This is a genomic window from Sphingomonas aerolata (genome assembly GCF_003046295.1).
GTDB lineage: Bacteria > Pseudomonadota > Alphaproteobacteria > Sphingomonadales > Sphingomonadaceae > Sphingomonas > Sphingomonas aerolata.
The window spans coordinates 972,389-986,534 of the sequence record NZ_PZZN01000002.1; the positions used below are offsets into that span (position 1 = coordinate 972,389).

The following is a 14,146-nucleotide window of genomic DNA, read 5'->3' on the forward strand; positions in this document are numbered from 1 at the left end:
CGGCATGGTGATGAGCACGGCGACGACGGGCGGGGTGACGATCCGGGCGGCCCGGCGCGAGGACATCCCCGCGCTGGAGCAGATGATCGCGACGTCGGCGGCGACGTTGGGGCAGGGCTTCTACGCCCCCGACGCGCTGGCGAGTGCGATCCGGACGATCTTCGGCGTCGACACCGATCTGGTCGACGACGGCAGCTATCTGGTCGCGGAGATCGACGGCGCGCTGGCGGGGTGCGGGGGGTGGAGCCGCTTCGCCACACTGTTCGGTGGCGATCGCTATGCCGACCGATCCGCCGCGCTGCTGGTACCGGGGCAGGATGCGGCGCGGATCCGTGCGATGTTCACCGCCCCCGGCTTTGCGCGGCGCGGGGTGGGATCGGCGATCATGGCGGCGAGCGAGGCGGCCGCGCGGGAGGCGGGGTTCGACAAGCTCGCGCTGATGGCGACGCTGTCGGGGGTCCCCTTTTACGAAAGCCACGGCTTCGTCGCGGAGCCCGGGATCACCGTCGACGCGGACGGGATCGCGGTTCCGTTCGTACCGATGACCAAGGCGCTTCACACGCCCGACGCGTCCTGACGCGCGGGACCACCGAATTTTTGGGAGAGACGACCATGCCAGTGCGACCGATCGTGAACCGCGTCTCGCGTACATTGACCCGTGCCGGTCTGGGGGTGAGCATCGCCGCGGCGACGATGCTTGCGACTTCGGCCTCCGCGCAGATCGTCCGCCACGCCAATCCGGGGCCGGGGCCGTCGCTGATCCTGCAGAGCGTGACCATCCCCGCGGGCGCGGAGACGCTGGTGCTGTCGGGGCAGCTCGCCGCGCCGATCGATCCGTCGAAACCGGTCACCGGCGTCGAGTCGTTCGGCGACACCAGGACGCAGACGGTCAGCGTCTTCACGAAGATCAAGGCGATCCTGGCCGAGCATGGCTATACGATGGCCGATGTCTACAAGCTGACGGTGTTCGTTACCGCCGATCCGAAGCTCGGCGACGGCAAGATGGACTTTGCCGGCATGAACGACGGCTTCAAGCAGTTCTTCGGGAGCGCGGACAACCCCAATACGGTCGCGCGGTCGACGGTGCAGGTCGCGGCGCTCGCAGGCCCCAATTACCTCGTCGAGATCGAGGCGACCGCGGCGCGGATGCCGCGTCGCTGAGGCGGCGGGGCGGCGGTCAGCTGTCGCCCCCCGCCCCCGACGGCAGCATCCGGTTGCCGATACGGTCGACGAACTGATGCTTCAACGCGGCGCCGACATGCAGGACGAGCAGCGCGCAGGTCAGCCAGACGAGCAGGCCGTGCGCCTCTTCAAACCCCTCATGCGCACCGCGCGGCAGGCCGGGGATGAACGGCCAGCTCAAGCCGCCGATGAGCGAGGTGGTGCTGCTGGTCAGCGCGGGCTTGCCCGTCGACAGATACATCCACCCGGTCGCGGGCAGGCCGATCAGGATGATGTAGAACAGCGCGTGGTTGGCGCGGGCGAGCACGCGTTCCCAGGTCTGGAGTGCAGCGGGGAAGGGCGGCGGCGGATTGGCGATCCGCCAGATCAGCCGGGCGATGCTGAGCAGCAGGATCGTGAAGCCGAGCGTCTTGTGCCAGTCGAACCAGCCGGTGCGCAGGTCGCCGCGCGGCATGTCGGCAAAGGTCCAGCCGACATAGAGCTGGATGAAGACCAGCGCTGCGATGATCCAGTGGAACGCGATCGCGCCCAAATTGTAGCGCCGTGCGCCATCGCGTCGTGCCGTCATCTGCTGTCTCCCCGGTCGCCCGGTTCTACGCCGCGCCGCCATCGGCGTACAGTGTTCATCCCGCTTGCACCGGGCCGGTCTAGGTAGATACCCGCATGGGAAACCGCAGGCCGCCGCCCTACGCTCGGCCGATGAACCTCTTCGTCCAGCTCGCGGTGGCGACGGGCATGGTGCTGGCCACCATCCTGGTCCATCTTGCCGGGCTCGCCGGGCTGTTGCTGGTGATCCGGCGGCAGGGGCACAGGACCGGGGTGCGGCGGCGCTGGCATGACGTGATCGGGATCGTCGGCGCCGCGACCGCGCTGTTCGTCGTCCACGGGATCGAGATCTGGGCCTATGCGCTGCTGTACAGCGGGACCGGCGCGCTCGCCGATTTCGGCACCGCGCTGTATTTCTCGACCGCGACCTATACGACGATCGGGTATGGCGACGTGCTGCTCGGGGAATCGTGGCGGATCGTCGGCGCGATCGAGGGCGCCAATGGCGTGATCCTGCTCGGCTGGTCGACCGCCTTCTTCGTCGCCATGGTCGCGCGGATCACGATCGTCGAGCGCGAATTCACCGAGCGGCCAGCGACCCCGCGCCCCGCGGCGGATCCGTATAAACCGCAATAACGCGTGCGCGCCGGGCAGCCTAGCAATAGCGCTGTATCCAACCCGAAAGGCGTCCGTTGAAAAACATTCTGGTGCTGGCGCATGACGACGAGGGCCAGGAGGCCCGGCTCCAGGCCGCGCTCGATCTCGGGCGTGCGCTGACGGGGCATATCACCTGTCTCGACGTGACCTATATCCCGCCGATCCTGGGCAACGACTATAGCGAGGCCGGCTATGCGATGGCGGCGGTGCTGGCCGACGAAACGACGCGCGAGCGCGCCAACAAGGTGACGCTCGAGGCGCGGTTCGCGCGCGAGGATGTCGCGTGGAACTGGGTCGATGCGACCGGGGAGGCGGCGGCGTGCATCGTCCGTGCCGCGGCACTCGCCGACGTCATCGTCCTCAACCGCCGGCTCGACAACCCGTCGGTGATCGACATGCGCCGCACCGCGAGCGAACTGATCGTCAAGTCGGGCAAGCCGGTGCTCGCGGTGCCGGGCGAGTCCCGTGGGATCGACCTTGCGACTGCACTGGTCGCGTGGGACGGGTCGCCCTGCGCCGCGGCGGCGCTGCGCGCGGCGGTGCCGATGCTCAGGCTCGCGGACCAGGTCACGCTGTTCTCGGTCGACGACGGGGCGATGGCGTCGCCGATCGAGGACGCCGCCACCTATCTGTCGCGCTACGACATCCACCCCGTCATCCGCCGGATCGAGGTCCAGCCCGGCGGCGCGCCCAAACAGCTGCTCGCCGCCGCCGCGAGCGGGCAGTACGGCTATGTCGTGATGGGCGGGTTCGGGCATCTGCGCTTTACCGAAGCGCTGTTCGGCGGGGTGACGCGGACCATGCTGACCAGCAGCCCGATCCCCGTCTTTCTGGCGCATTGATTGAACGGGGTCAGAGCGCCCCGGTCAGCAGCAGCTTGCGGACGTCGTCCTGTACCTGGTTGGCGGCGCCCAGCCGCTCGATCAGCTGCGCGGGACGGCTGCCGCGGAGGCCCGCGACGGTCAGTTCGCCGTCACGGACATAGGTGTAGACGCCGCTGACCGCGAACGCCGCGACATGGCCGATATGTGCCTTCTGTCCGTCGATCGTGGCGGTGAAGCGGTCCGAGGCGAAGAAGCGGCGGCGGGTCATCGGTGTCTCGAAAGCGAATTCGAGGATCGCGACCTGTTCACGCTCGGGGGGCACGGTGTGCGCGACGTCGGGCGCGGGCGGCGCGGGGTCCGCATTGTCGTAGCGCTCGGGCAGATGCAGCCGCAGCTTCAGCACCGCGGGGTCGGCGGCGAGCGTCTGCGCGAACTGCGTCATGAAGTCCGCAAACCCGGCGGCATCGGTGTCGCCGATCCCGAAATGGACGTGGAGCCGGTCGATGCTCTCCCCGCCATTGGGCACCGGGTTGGCGATCCGGTCGACCAGCGTCCGCGACCCCTGCGGCAGCGCATAGGCGACGGTTGCGGCGAACATGTTCTGTTCGTCGGCGAACAGGATCGGACAGGCGGCGTTGAAAATTTCCTGATCCGCGGCGCTGGCAAAGCCGATCTCGACCCCGCCATCGAGCACATAGTCGTCGAACGGCGCGATCCCGTCGATCGCCGGCCAGAGATGCGCATCCTGCGCGCGATCGAGATGCATCTGGACGTACCAGCCGAGCCCGGGAATGCGCGAGCAGAGCGGTCCGTGCACGTCGCGCCAATAGGTCGCGAAGACCTCGTGCGGGACCTGCGGTCGGCGCAGCACCGTCGTGAAGGTGTTGATCGCGATCCGCGAATCGCGCGCGGAATAGTCGGTCGTGACGCTGGGGTCTGACATGGAAGAATCTTTGTTCTGGAGAAATTGGAGGGCGCAGCGTCAGCGCTCGCGGAGATCGGGGACGCTGTAGACAGAGGGTTCGTCGTCGGCGGTGCCGCGCGCGAAGACGGCGATGTCGCCCGGCATCACCTCCTGACGGGCCCACCGGTCCCATCCGATATGGATGAAATCCGGCGGGCCGAAGATGCGCAGCGCGGCGCTGTATTCGTCGCCGCGAAACCCGACAAAGTGCAGCGCGGGGCGGGCGCTCACAGCATCGGCATGCCGCCCGTCACCGGGAGCAGCGCGCCCGACATGTAGCTGCCCTCGTCGGAGGCGAGCAGGACATAGGCCGGGGCGAGCTCGCCCGGCTGGCCCGCGCGGCCGAGCGGCGTGTTCTGGCCGAGCGTCTCGAGCTCGTCGCCGCCCTTGGCGATCGGCTGGATCGGCGTCCAGACGGGGCCGGGCGCGACGCAGTTGACGCGGATGCCCTTGGGGGCAAGCAGGTTGGACAGCCCGATCGTCAGGCTCGCGATCGCGCCCTTGGTGGTCGAATAGACGATCATGTTCTCGGTCGCGATTTTCGCTTGCACGCTGGTCGAATTCACGATCGCGGCGCCCGGCTTCATGTGCGGCACCGCGGCCTTGGCCAGGCGGATCATCGCGAAGACATTGGCGGAAAACGCATCCTGCATCTCGTCGTCGTCGATCCCGTCGAGCCCTTCGTTGGTCGTCTGCGCGGCGGCGTTGTTGACGAGGATGTCGAGCTTGCCGAGATCGGCGACGGTGCGCTCGACCAAAGCCGCGCAGTGATCGCGGTCGCGAATGTCGCCGGGCAGCAGAATGCAGCGGCGGCCGGCCTTCTCGACCCAGGCCTTGGTCTCGTCCGCATCGGCCTGTTCCTCGGCGAGATAGGAGATCGCGACGTCGGCGCCTTCGCGCGCATAGGCGATCGCGACCGCGCGACCGATCCCCGAATCGCCGCCGGTGATCAGCGCGACGCGGTCTTTCAGCAGCCCCTTGCCGACATAGCTGTCCTCGCCATGATCGGGCTTGTTGCGCATCGCGACCTCGAGACCGGGGCTCGGCTGCTGCGGCTCGTTCGGAAAGGACGTGGGGGCGCTGCTGCGGGGATCGCTCATAGTCTCGTGTCCTGGATACAGTTTAGGGGGAATATGCGGGTCGAACGAACCAGCACGCGCATCGCTCCGCCGCGGGAGGCCGATCACGCAGTTGCTGGGCGATGCGGGCAGGCGTAGGTGTCGCGCATGGCCTTTGTCAGCATCACCCGGCTTCGGTTGCGCGCGCTGCGGTTCGTGCCGCTGTTCGCGCTCGATGCGCTGAGGACCACCGCGCAGGTGCGGCGTGCCGAAGGGTATCTCACCGGGGCCATCCTGCGCGACCGTGCGCTGACCTTCTGGACGATGACGGTCTGGCGCGATGCCGCGGCCATGAAGCGCTATATTACTGATGGCTCGCATCTGAAGGCGATGCCGAAGCTGATGCACTGGTGTGACGAGGCCAGCATCACCCACTGGACTACCGAGACCGCCGACCTGCCCGGCTGGGACGAGGCGGATCGGCGGATGCGCGGCGAGGGGCGGCCGTCTAAGGTCCGGTATCCGAGCACGGGTCATGCCGCGCTCAATTACCGCCCGCCGCGGCTGACCGGCGCGGCAGCGATCCCGCCGCGCCGGGGGTAATTACCCGGTCGCTGCGCTTACCATTCGATGCCGATCTTGCCGAAATGCGCGCCGCTCTGCTGGAGGGCGAACGCCTCGGCAAGCTGGTCGAGCGGGAAGCGGCGGTCGACCACCGGCTTGATCCCGGTCGCGTCGATCGCGCGGACGAAGTCCTGCTGTTCCTGACGGCTGCCGACGATCAGGCCTTGGAGCCGCGCCTGCTTGCCCATCAGAGCGGCGGTCGGAACCTCGCCGCTATTACCGGTCAGCACGCCGATCAGCGAAATGTGCCCGCCGACACGGACCGCGGTGATCGACTGCGCCAGCGTGCCCGGGCCGCCGACCTCGACGACATGATCGACGCCGCGCCCGCCGGTCCAGTCGACGACCTTGCGCCCCCAGTCGGACTCGTCGCGATAGTTGAGCGTGAAGTCGGCACCGAGCGCGCGCGCACGGTCGAGCTTCTCATCCGATGACGAGGTGATCGCGACCCGCGCGCCCATCGCCTTGGCGATCTGCAACGCCCAGATCGAGACGCCGCCGGTGCCGAGCAGCAGCACGGTGTCGCCCGCCTTCAGCTTGCCGTCGACGACGAGCGCGCGCCACGCGGTCAGCCCGGCGGTGGTGATCGTCGCCGCCTCGACCGCGTCATAGCCCTTGGGCGTATGCGTGAAGGCGGTCGCGGGCAGGACGACATGGTGCTGAGCAAAGCCGTCGATGCCGTCGCCGGGCGTCCGCGAGAAATCGCCGATCGTCGGCGTGCCCGTCTGCCAGTCGGGGAAGAAACACGACACGACCTGATCGCCGACCGCGAATTCGGTCACGCCGTCGCCGATGCTCTCGACCACGCCTGCGCCGTCGGACAGCGGGATGCGGCCGTCCTCGGTCGGCATCCGGCCGGTGACGACGCCCAGATCATGGTAGTTGAGCGAACTGCCGTGCAGCGCGACACGGATCATTCCCGCGCCCGGCACGCCCGGATCCGCACGGTCTTCGCTCTGCAGCGTGTCGAGCCCCGCGGGCGATCGCAGCGTCATGGCCTTCATCGTCAAACTCCTGATGTTCGCGGCCCCAACGGCCGAGCCGGGCAAACAGCCGCATGCGATGTCGGAAGCTTTACCCGATCCCCGGCACGTCCCGACGTCAGACCCGGTGGAGCAGTGCGTCCAGGTCGGCCTCGCCCAGGGTCCGGATCGCGCCACCGTCGCGGCGATAGGCGTCCGCCTTCAGCCGGGCGGGATGCGTGCGCAGCGCGCGCGCCTGCGGGTCGGGGCCGGCGACGAGCAGGATCGTCGTGGTCGCGCCGACCGAGGTCATCACCCGCGCGCCGAGCGCGGCGACACGGTGCGCGAGCGGCCCGTCGCGCGGCTGGCCGAGCAGCGCGATCCGTTCGCCGCGCAAGGGCCCGTCGAGCGCCGCGGCGGGGGCGGGGCCGGCGACGCGCGGCGGGGCGAGCCAGTCGGCGAGCGTCAGCCCGGTATGGTCGATCGCCTTGACGATCACCCAGCCCGCGGCGCGCGCATCGCTCAGCGCGTCGTGGTGGCGATGCTCGATCCCCAGATAGCGCGCGAGCTGCCCGAGCTTGTGGTTCGCCAGATCGGGCCAGGCGCGCTTGGCGACGCGCACGCTGTCGAGCCAGGTCGTCTCGATCGCCGGGCGATTGTGCACGCGGCACGCGGCGGCGAGTGCGCCCTTGTCGAAATAGGAATGCGCGACCGTGGTCCGCCCCGAAAGATGCGCGGTCACCGTCGCATGGATGTCGGCAAAGCTCGGCTGGCCGACGACATGATGCGCGGCGATGCCGTGGATCCGCGTGTTGAACGCATGGAACTCGTCGCGCGGATCGACCAGCGTCTCATAGGCGAAGACCTCGGCACCGTTCCGGAAGCCGACGATCCCGACCTGGCAGATGCTGCTGACGCGCGCGCAGGCGGTCTCGACGTCGATCACGACGAAATCGGGCGCGGTCTCGTCAAGGTCATGGGCCAGCGGTTGCAGCGCGGTCGTCGTCAGCATGGCGTCACCCCTAGCGCCGACCTGAGCGGCACGCGATCCCCCGTCACCATCCGCATCAGCGAAGCTGGCTGTCCTTGCTGCCGCGGCGGTTGAACAGCGAGGCCGCGGGCCGATCGCGACCGCTCTGGCAGGCGATGCATGTCCGTACGCCCGGCACGGCCTGGCGCCGCCCTTCCGGAATGTCGTCGCCGCAGGCGATGCACTGTTCCTCGCTTTCGCCGACCGGCATCCGCGCACGCGCCGCCATCACCGCATCCATCACGGTATCGTCGATCTGATCCTGCACCGCGCCATCGCGCGTCCAGCCGCCTGCCATGCTTCGTCTCCGTTCGTGCCCCGATCGTGTCAGGTGCCTGACCTATATGGGAAAGCATCGTCGGCATTGCACGTCGGCGGGTCCGGCGGCGGCGCCAGCTAGCGTCCTGCGCTATCCGGATCGCCGAGCGCGCGGCGCAGCGCGGTGACCTCGGCGTTGAGTGCGCGCAGCCGGTCGGGCGTCATCCCGCTGCGGTCGACGATCATCGGCCCGAGGCACCCCGTACCCGCCCAGCAGGTCCGGCCCGCCGGGGTGAGGCGGACATGCATCTGCCGCTCGTCCGCCGGATTACGCAGCCGCGTGACCAGCCCCGCGGCCTCCAGCCGTTTGGCGAGCGGCGTGATCGTGCTCGGTTCGAGCGCGAGCCGTTCGGCGATCGCGCCGATCGTCCGGCCATCCTCCGCCTCGTGCAGCGTCTGGAGCACGAGGAACTGCGGATAGGTGATGCCGAGCTGGTCGAGCATCGGCTTGTACGCGCGGTTGATCGCGATCGTCGCGGCGTAGAGCGAAAAGCAGAGCTGCTCGTCGAGCGGGAGCGGCGGGGGGACGGTATCGGACGATGGCGGCTGATCGGGCACGATAGGGGCTCCTGGCTGAGCCGCCGACCTACCATGCCGATGCTTATCGTGGCAAACGACGCGGCGGACCGAAGCCCGCCGCGTCGCTTCATGCCGCGATCAGTCCTTCGCGCTGCCGGGTTCGGCCATCTTGCGATGCTGCTCGGCAAGGACCGAGCCGGGGACGACATTGGCGATCACGCCCTGCAGCTTGGTCATCCAGCCCGAGAAGACCGAGCCCTTGCCCGCCATCAGTGCGTCCCAGCCATCGCGCGCGACGTCGGCAGGCGAGCGCTTGTTGGGATCGGTGCCGACATCGGTGTCGTTCATGTCGGCGCGGTCGAAGAATTCGGTGTCGACCGGCCCCGGCATCAGCGTGGTCAGCGTGACGCCGTCCGCATCCTTGATCTCGTTGCGGAGCGCTTCGGTGAAGCTGTCGATGAACGCCTTCGACCCGTTATAGACCGCCTGGAACGCGCCGGGGATATAGCCCGCGACCGACCCGGTCACGAGCAGCTTGCCGTCGTTGCGTGCGACCATCGCGGGCAGCACCTTCTGTACCAGATACAGCGTGCCCATGATGTTGGTGTCGATCACCGCGCGCCAGTCGGCGACGCTCTGGTCGAGGAAACCGTGTCCCAGACCGCGACCGGCATTGGCGCACAATATGTCGATCTGGCGCCCGTTGGTCGCGGCGAGCAGCGCGTCGACGCCGTCGGTGGTCGACAGGTCAGCCTCGAGCGCCGTTACCGTGGTCCCGAACTGGCGGAAGTCGGCCGCCGCCGCCTCGATCAGCGCCTCGTCCGCGACGACGAGGATGTCATAGCCGTCCTGCGCCGCGATCGTCGCGAGTTCGAAACCGATGCCCGTCGAGGCGCCGGTGATGACGGCGAATTTGCCGTGTGGTGATGCTGTAGCCATGGGTCGATATCCTCTCAGTTGAAGCCGGGCTTGAGCACGACCTTGGTCACTTCGTTCTGATCGTCGTGGAACATCTTGTAGCCCTGCGGCGCCTCCTCGAGATCCATCCGGTGCGAGATGAGGAAGGTCGTGTCGATCTTCTCTTCGAGGATCGCGTTGAGCAGCGCGGGCATGTAATGCTGAACGTGCGTCTGGCCGGTCTTGAGCGTCAGCCCCTTCTCCATGAACGCGCCGAGCGGAAACTTGTCGACGAGCCCGCCATAGACCGCGGGCATCGAGACGCGGCCGCCCTTGCGGCACGCGATGATCGCCTGGCGGATCGCGTGTGCGCGGTCGGTGCCGAGGAAGGTCGACTTCTTGATCTGGTCGATGACGTTGTCGACGAAGAAGCCGTGCGCCTCCAGCCCGACGCTGTCGATCACCGCATCGGGACCGATCCCGCCGGTCATCGCCATCAGCGCCTCATAGACCGCGCTTTCCTCGAAATTGATCGTCTCCGCGCCGAACCGCTTGGCGAGCGCGAGGCGCTTGGGGAAATGGTCGATCGCGATGACACGCTCGGCGCCCATCAGGAACGCCGACTGAACCGCGAACAGCCCCACCGGGCCGCAGCCCCAGACCGCGACCGTGTCGCCGGGCTCGATCTGCGCATTTTCCGCCGCCTGCCAGCCGGTCGGCAGGATGTCGGACAGGAACAGCACCTTGTCGTCCTCGATCCCGTCGGGGATGACGATCGGGCCGACATCGCTGAACGGCACGCGGACATATTCCGCCTGGCCGCCCGCATAGCCGCCGGTCATGTGGCTATAGCCGAACAGCCCGCTCATCGGCTGGCCGTACAGCTCCTGCGCGATGTCCTGATTGTCCGCGGGCAGGCCGTTGTCGCACGCGGAATATTGATGCTTGCCGCAGTGATAGCAGCTGCCGCACGCGATCGTGAACGGCACGACGACGCGCTGGCCCTTCTTCAGCGTCGATTTGGGACCGATCTCGACGACCTCGCCCATGAATTCATGGCCGAGAATGTCGCCCGCCTGCATCGTCGGGATATAGCCGTCATAGAGATGCAGGTCGGAGCCGCAGATCGCGGTCGACGTCACCTTGATGATGCAGTCGCGCGGGTTGAGGATCTCGGGGTCGTCGACCGTGTCGACGCGGACGTCGTGGCGGCCATGCCATGCCAATGCGCGCATCAGGCGAACTCCTCGTCATGCTGTTTGCGGGTGAAGGAGCCGGTCGCGATCTCGCCGGTCTCCATCAGTTGCTTGAACCGGCGCAGGTCGCGGCGCGCTTGAATCGCGGGTTCGCGCTGGAACATCTTGGCGACGATCTTGCCGACGATGCCGGCGGGCGGATCATAGACGATCGTCGCGGTGACGACGGTGCCGCGCGCGCCCGCGTCGCGAAACTCGACCCGGCCGCTGTTCGCGACATCGGCGCTGGGTTCGGACGTCCAGGCGATCACCCGGTCGGGCGTCTCGTCGGTCACGACGGCGTCCCATTCGACCGTGCGGCCCGCGGGCGCCTTGACCACCCAATGCGACCGCGTGGCGTCGATCGGGGTGATCGACACGACGTTTTCCATGAAGCGCGGCAGGTTGGTGAAGTCGCGGAAATAGGCGAACAGCTCGGCCGCCGGGCGATTGATCGTCACCGTGCGGCCGACGATGCTGTCCCCGGTTGTGGTCGGCAGGCCCTCGGCGGCGATCGGATCGCCCTTCTTCCACGTCGTCGGGGGTGCGTCGTCGGTATGATCGGTAGGGGACTGCGACATGTCCGTTCTCCTGTCCAAAGATGCTTTCCCAACGCGTCAGTCTGGCGGGGAGCCGGTGGGCGCCGGGCGGTTCGTCGCAACACAGCGACGGCTCGTCGTCAGCCACCCGGGAAATTGATGTCGCTCAGTAGATTTCTCTCGGCGGGGCGGCGGGGAACCCCGACGCATAAAAAACTACCGACCGGTACAGAAGGCTGTTGACGTTCGGGTCGATCGGTTTGTATACCGCTCGGTATCGAAGGTTGCTCCGACGTCGGAACGACACTGTCACCACGACCGCACCCGCGCTGCCCCATGCCGTGCCGATGGACCCTCCATCGACGCAGATCCGGTGCTGCCCGATCCGAAAGGGGATATTCATGGCCTATCTCGACCTCGACACGCATTTCGCCGCACCCTGTGGCACGCGCAAAGCCGCGCGGGCTGCAGCCGCCGCGCCAGTAAATCCGGCCGCGAACCTCGCCGCGGATCTGGCCGCCGATCTGGTGGTCGATCTCGCAGGTGACGCCGCCGACGAGACGGCGGGGTTTTCCGCGCTCGAATGGAGCGTCATCGCGCTCGCCAGGCGCGACACGCTGCGCAGTCTTGCCAGCCCCGGCGCGGTGTCGCGCGCGATGGGCGGACTGTTCGGGCTGGGCAGCCGGTCGCAGCTCGCCGATCCGCGGCTCGAGGCGTTGCGGCGGATGGCGGTCTATGCGTGGCGGCGCGGCTTCGCGCTGCCGATGACCGAGATCCGCGCCTTCCTCGCCGCGGGGTTCGTCGAGGCGCAGATCGAGACGCTGGTCGTCAGCGTCACCGGGATGCGCGTCGGTGCGACGACCCGCGCGCAGCTCGCCGGCTGAGGCCCCGCGCAACACGGCTTGACGTCGCAATGTGACAGATCCACGACGGTGCCAGAGCAGGGGGCAACGACCCCTTGCCGCACAGGAGAGGATCTATGAAAACGACGTCCGCCGTCGCGGCGCTGCTGGGCACGACCCTGGCGATCGCATCCCCCGCGCAGGCCCAGACCGCGAGCGGTGCGACCGCCGCCGCCGCACCGGTCAACCGCATGGTCGTGTTCGGCGACAGCCTCGCCGACGGGGGCTATTATCTGACGCTCGACCCGCGGCTGCCGCGCGACGCGGGCAGCTTCACGACCAACCCCGATCCGGTCGCCCCCGAAGTGGTCGCGGCGCGGCTCGGGCTGCCGCTGACCCCGGTCTATGGCCAGGGCGGGACCAACTATGCGGTCGGCGGCGCCCGCGTGACCGCGGCGAACGCGCTGTCGATCCCGATCACGACTCAGATCACCAACTTCCTCGGCGCGGGCGGCACGTTCGGGCCGCGCGACCTCGTCTATGTGCAGGGCGGCGGCAACGACTATTTCGCGTTCCTGGCCGGGGGCGGCGCGAACCCGGAGATCCTGACCACCGCCGCGACGCAGCTCGCCACGCAGGTCAGCCGGCTGCAGGGCGCAGGTGCGCAGCGGATCGTGACGCTCGCGGTGCAGACCGGCGGTGCGGCGGGGCTCGCCTTGTTCAACCGGACCTATGCCGCGGCGCTCGCGGCGGCGAACGTCAACGCGCTGTATTTCGATACCGACCGGTTGTTCAACGAACTCGTGACGAGCCCGGCGACCTATGGCTACACCAACATCACCGGGGTCGCCTGCACCGTGCCCTCGTCGCTCGCCTGTACCCGCGCAACCCTGGTCACGCCTAATGCGAACGAGACCTATATCCTCGCCGACAGCGTTCACCCCGCGGGCATCACGCAGCGGATCCAGGGGCAGGCGATCGCCAGCCTCGTCCAGGCGCCCGAGCAGATCGCCGGGCTCGGCTATGCCGCGCAGGCGATGTTCCGCGCGCAACGCGACCTGCTCGAAGGCCCCGAACGCGGCGGGTCGCAGCGTGACGGTCGTGCGCTGTCGGTGTTTGGCGGTGCGGCCTATCATTATTACGCGAGTGGCAATTCGGCGCAGCGCGTCGGCATCACCGAGCGGGGCTTCAGCGGGACGCTGGGTGCGGACCTCGCGATCGGCGCGGCCTCGGGCGTCGGGATCGCCGGCGCCTATTCGGACGGGACGGGCGATTTCCAGAACGGCGCGGGACGCTACAAGCCGCGCGCCTGGTCCGCGAGCGGCTATGCGCGCGGCGAGCTGGGGCCGGTCCGGCTGCTGGCGGACGGCAGCTATGGCGAGATCGACTATCGCCAGATCCAGCGCAGCGTGCAGCTCGGGCCGACGATCCGCACGCATGACGGCGAGACCGACGGCAATTACGTCGCGGGCCGGATCACGGGCGCGCTCGACCTGGTCCGCACCGGCGGTCTCGCCTTCGGGCCCGATCTGGCGGTGCAATATGACCGCGTCCGGCTGGCGGGCTATGCCGAGGCGGGCGGGCTGTCGACCGCGGCGGCGTTCGGTCGCCAGCAGATCGAGAGCCTGACCGGTCGGTTCGGCGCGGTCGTGCGGTCGCTGCCGGGCGAGCCGGTCCGCGTGTTCGTGCGGGCGGGCTATGAGCGCGAGTTCGACGACGATGCCCGCACGCTGACGATGACCCCGACCGGCGCGCCGATCCGCTTCACCAGCAGCGTCGAACGCGCCGATCGCAATTACATGAGCTATGCAATGGGGGTCGACGGACAGGTCGCCGGCGCATTGTCGCTGCGCGCGGGCGTCGCGGGCTATGCGCTGCGCGACGACCGCGACAGCGTGACCGCCTTCGCCGGGCTGTCTGCGGCGTTCTGAACGCGGGCGTGCCGGACC

Annotated in this window: 18 protein-coding genes; 7 read left to right on the forward strand and 11 right to left on the reverse strand. The window is 68.5% G+C overall.

The window, feature by feature from the left end:
- Positions 1–4 precede the first annotated feature (4 nt).
- Both C8J24_RS11985 and C8J24_RS11990 read left to right on the forward strand, forming a co-directional pair.
- Positions 5–577: a GNAT family N-acetyltransferase gene (locus C8J24_RS11985; protein WP_244180648.1), complete on the forward strand. Its 573-nt coding sequence runs from the start codon at positions 5–7 to the stop codon at positions 575–577.
- A gap of 35 nt (positions 578–612) precedes the next feature.
- Entirely contained in the window at positions 613–1,161 is a 549-nt protein-coding gene (locus C8J24_RS11990; protein WP_107932517.1) for a RidA family protein, read from the forward strand.
- 16 nt (positions 1,162–1,177) lie between these two features.
- On the opposite strand, the gene C8J24_RS11995 is transcribed toward C8J24_RS11990, so the two are convergent.
- A complete protein-coding gene (locus C8J24_RS11995) occupies positions 1,178–1,750 on the reverse strand; it encodes a cytochrome b (RefSeq protein ID WP_167396749.1) in 573 nt (190 codons plus the stop codon).
- A gap of 131 nt (positions 1,751–1,881) precedes the next feature.
- Here C8J24_RS11995 and C8J24_RS12000 point away from each other — a divergent pair, with 131 nt between their 5' ends.
- The gene (locus tag C8J24_RS12000; RefSeq protein ID WP_107932521.1) at positions 1,882–2,364 is read left to right on the forward strand and encodes a potassium channel family protein; all 483 of its coding nucleotides are present in this window, start codon (positions 1,882–1,884) and stop codon (positions 2,362–2,364) included.
- A gap of 56 nt (positions 2,365–2,420) precedes the next feature.
- Complete coding sequence (locus C8J24_RS12005) at positions 2,421–3,227, forward strand: universal stress protein (protein ID WP_107932523.1); 807 nt, start codon at positions 2,421–2,423, stop codon at positions 3,225–3,227.
- A 10-nt stretch (positions 3,228–3,237) separates the two neighbouring features.
- Here C8J24_RS12005 and C8J24_RS12010 read toward each other — a convergent pair whose 3' ends face one another.
- The 3 genes from C8J24_RS12010 to C8J24_RS12020 are packed head-to-tail and all read right to left on the reverse strand — an operon-like array spanning position 3,238 to position 5,273.
- A complete protein-coding gene (locus tag C8J24_RS12010; protein ID WP_107932525.1) occupies positions 3,238–4,152 on the reverse strand; it encodes an EthD domain-containing protein in 915 nt (304 codons plus the stop codon).
- 39 nt (positions 4,153–4,191) lie between these two features.
- Positions 4,192–4,404, reverse strand: a complete 213-nt coding sequence (locus C8J24_RS12015; protein ID WP_037529043.1) for a hypothetical protein — start codon at positions 4,402–4,404, stop codon at positions 4,192–4,194.
- Complete coding sequence (locus C8J24_RS12020; protein ID WP_107932527.1) at positions 4,401–5,273, reverse strand: SDR family oxidoreductase; 873 nt, start codon at positions 5,271–5,273, stop codon at positions 4,401–4,403. The genes C8J24_RS12015 and C8J24_RS12020 overlap by 4 nt, the downstream gene beginning before the upstream one ends.
- Positions 5,274–5,399: 126 nt before the next feature.
- On the opposite strand from C8J24_RS12020, the gene C8J24_RS12025 reads away from it, so the two are divergent.
- On the forward strand, positions 5,400–5,834 hold the full coding sequence (locus C8J24_RS12025) for a DUF3291 domain-containing protein (RefSeq protein WP_107932529.1): 435 nt from the start codon (positions 5,400–5,402) through the stop codon (positions 5,832–5,834).
- Between the two features lie 17 nt (positions 5,835–5,851).
- Here the strand turns inward: C8J24_RS12025 and C8J24_RS12030 are convergent, their stop codons facing one another.
- The 7 genes from C8J24_RS12030 to C8J24_RS12060 all read right to left on the reverse strand — a co-directional run bounded on the left by C8J24_RS12030 (position 5,852) and on the right by C8J24_RS12060 (position 11,397).
- Entirely contained in the window at positions 5,852–6,859 is a 1,008-nt protein-coding gene (locus C8J24_RS12030) for a zinc-dependent alcohol dehydrogenase family protein (protein WP_107932532.1), read from the reverse strand.
- Positions 6,860–6,956: 97 nt separating this feature from the next.
- Positions 6,957–7,829 carry an exonuclease domain-containing protein gene (locus C8J24_RS12035; RefSeq protein ID WP_107932534.1) on the reverse strand — a complete coding sequence of 291 codons (873 nt, stop codon included), beginning with the start codon at positions 7,827–7,829 and terminating at the stop codon, positions 6,957–6,959.
- Between the two features lie 55 nt (positions 7,830–7,884).
- Positions 7,885–8,145, reverse strand: coding sequence for a DksA/TraR family C4-type zinc finger protein (locus tag C8J24_RS12040; RefSeq protein WP_031439716.1), 261 nt, complete (start codon positions 8,143–8,145; stop codon positions 7,885–7,887).
- 98 nt (positions 8,146–8,243) lie between these two features.
- Positions 8,244–8,723, reverse strand: coding sequence for a MarR family winged helix-turn-helix transcriptional regulator (locus C8J24_RS12045; protein WP_031439715.1), 480 nt, complete (start codon positions 8,721–8,723; stop codon positions 8,244–8,246).
- A 99-nt stretch (positions 8,724–8,822) separates the two neighbouring features.
- Positions 8,823–9,623 (reverse strand): SDR family NAD(P)-dependent oxidoreductase, encoded by an 801-nt coding sequence (locus C8J24_RS12050; RefSeq protein ID WP_037530287.1) that lies wholly within the window; start codon positions 9,621–9,623, stop codon positions 8,823–8,825.
- 14 nt (positions 9,624–9,637) lie between these two features.
- Positions 9,638–10,816 carry a zinc-dependent alcohol dehydrogenase gene (locus tag C8J24_RS12055; RefSeq protein ID WP_107932537.1) on the reverse strand — a complete coding sequence of 393 codons (1,179 nt, stop codon included), beginning with the start codon at positions 10,814–10,816 and terminating at the stop codon, positions 9,638–9,640.
- Positions 10,816–11,397, reverse strand: a complete 582-nt coding sequence (locus C8J24_RS12060; protein ID WP_107932539.1) for an SRPBCC family protein — start codon at positions 11,395–11,397, stop codon at positions 10,816–10,818. Before C8J24_RS12060 ends, C8J24_RS12055 begins: the two co-directional genes overlap by 1 nt.
- Positions 11,398–11,756: 359 nt before the next feature.
- Between C8J24_RS12060 and C8J24_RS12065 the strand changes: the two genes are divergently transcribed.
- Together C8J24_RS12065 and C8J24_RS12070 are read left to right on the forward strand one after the other, a co-directional pair.
- Positions 11,757–12,239, forward strand: coding sequence for a hypothetical protein (locus tag C8J24_RS12065; RefSeq protein WP_107932542.1), 483 nt, complete (start codon positions 11,757–11,759; stop codon positions 12,237–12,239).
- A 95-nt stretch (positions 12,240–12,334) separates the two neighbouring features.
- Complete coding sequence (locus C8J24_RS12070; RefSeq protein ID WP_107932544.1) at positions 12,335–14,128, forward strand: autotransporter domain-containing protein; 1,794 nt, start codon at positions 12,335–12,337, stop codon at positions 14,126–14,128.
- Positions 14,129–14,146 lie beyond the last annotated feature (18 nt).

What these genes read in the sequence shown, in the direction of transcription:
- C8J24_RS12055 (WP_107932537.1), bottom strand. Translation starts at nt 10,816, where the DNA reads ATGCGCGCATTGGCATGGCATGGCCGCCACGACGTCCGCGTCGACACG.
- C8J24_RS12065 (WP_107932542.1), top strand. Translation starts at nt 11,757, where the DNA reads ATGGCCTATCTCGACCTCGACACGCATTTCGCCGCACCCTGTGGCACG.
- C8J24_RS12020 (WP_107932527.1), bottom strand. Translation starts at nt 5,273, where the DNA reads ATGAGCGATCCCCGCAGCAGCGCCCCCACGTCCTTTCCGAACGAGCCG.
- C8J24_RS12000 (WP_107932521.1), top strand. Translation starts at nt 1,882, where the DNA reads ATGAACCTCTTCGTCCAGCTCGCGGTGGCGACGGGCATGGTGCTGGCC.
- C8J24_RS12070 (WP_107932544.1), top strand. Translation starts at nt 12,335, where the DNA reads ATGAAAACGACGTCCGCCGTCGCGGCGCTGCTGGGCACGACCCTGGCG.
- C8J24_RS12030 (WP_107932532.1), bottom strand. Translation starts at nt 6,859, where the DNA reads ATGAAGGCCATGACGCTGCGATCGCCCGCGGGGCTCGACACGCTGCAG.
- C8J24_RS12060 (WP_107932539.1), bottom strand. Translation starts at nt 11,397, where the DNA reads ATGTCGCAGTCCCCTACCGATCATACCGACGACGCACCCCCGACGACG.
- C8J24_RS12025 (WP_107932529.1), top strand. Translation starts at nt 5,400, where the DNA reads ATGGCCTTTGTCAGCATCACCCGGCTTCGGTTGCGCGCGCTGCGGTTC.
- C8J24_RS12040 (WP_031439716.1), bottom strand. Translation starts at nt 8,145, where the DNA reads ATGGCAGGCGGCTGGACGCGCGATGGCGCGGTGCAGGATCAGATCGAC.
- C8J24_RS11985 (WP_244180648.1), top strand. Translation starts at nt 5, where the DNA reads ATGGTGATGAGCACGGCGACGACGGGCGGGGTGACGATCCGGGCGGCC.
- C8J24_RS11995 (WP_167396749.1), bottom strand. Translation starts at nt 1,750, where the DNA reads ATGACGGCACGACGCGATGGCGCACGGCGCTACAATTTGGGCGCGATC.
- C8J24_RS11990 (WP_107932517.1), top strand. Translation starts at nt 613, where the DNA reads ATGCCAGTGCGACCGATCGTGAACCGCGTCTCGCGTACATTGACCCGT.
- C8J24_RS12050 (WP_037530287.1), bottom strand. Translation starts at nt 9,623, where the DNA reads ATGGCTACAGCATCACCACACGGCAAATTCGCCGTCATCACCGGCGCC.
- C8J24_RS12035 (WP_107932534.1), bottom strand. Translation starts at nt 7,829, where the DNA reads ATGCTGACGACGACCGCGCTGCAACCGCTGGCCCATGACCTTGACGAG.
- C8J24_RS12010 (WP_107932525.1), bottom strand. Translation starts at nt 4,152, where the DNA reads ATGTCAGACCCCAGCGTCACGACCGACTATTCCGCGCGCGATTCGCGG.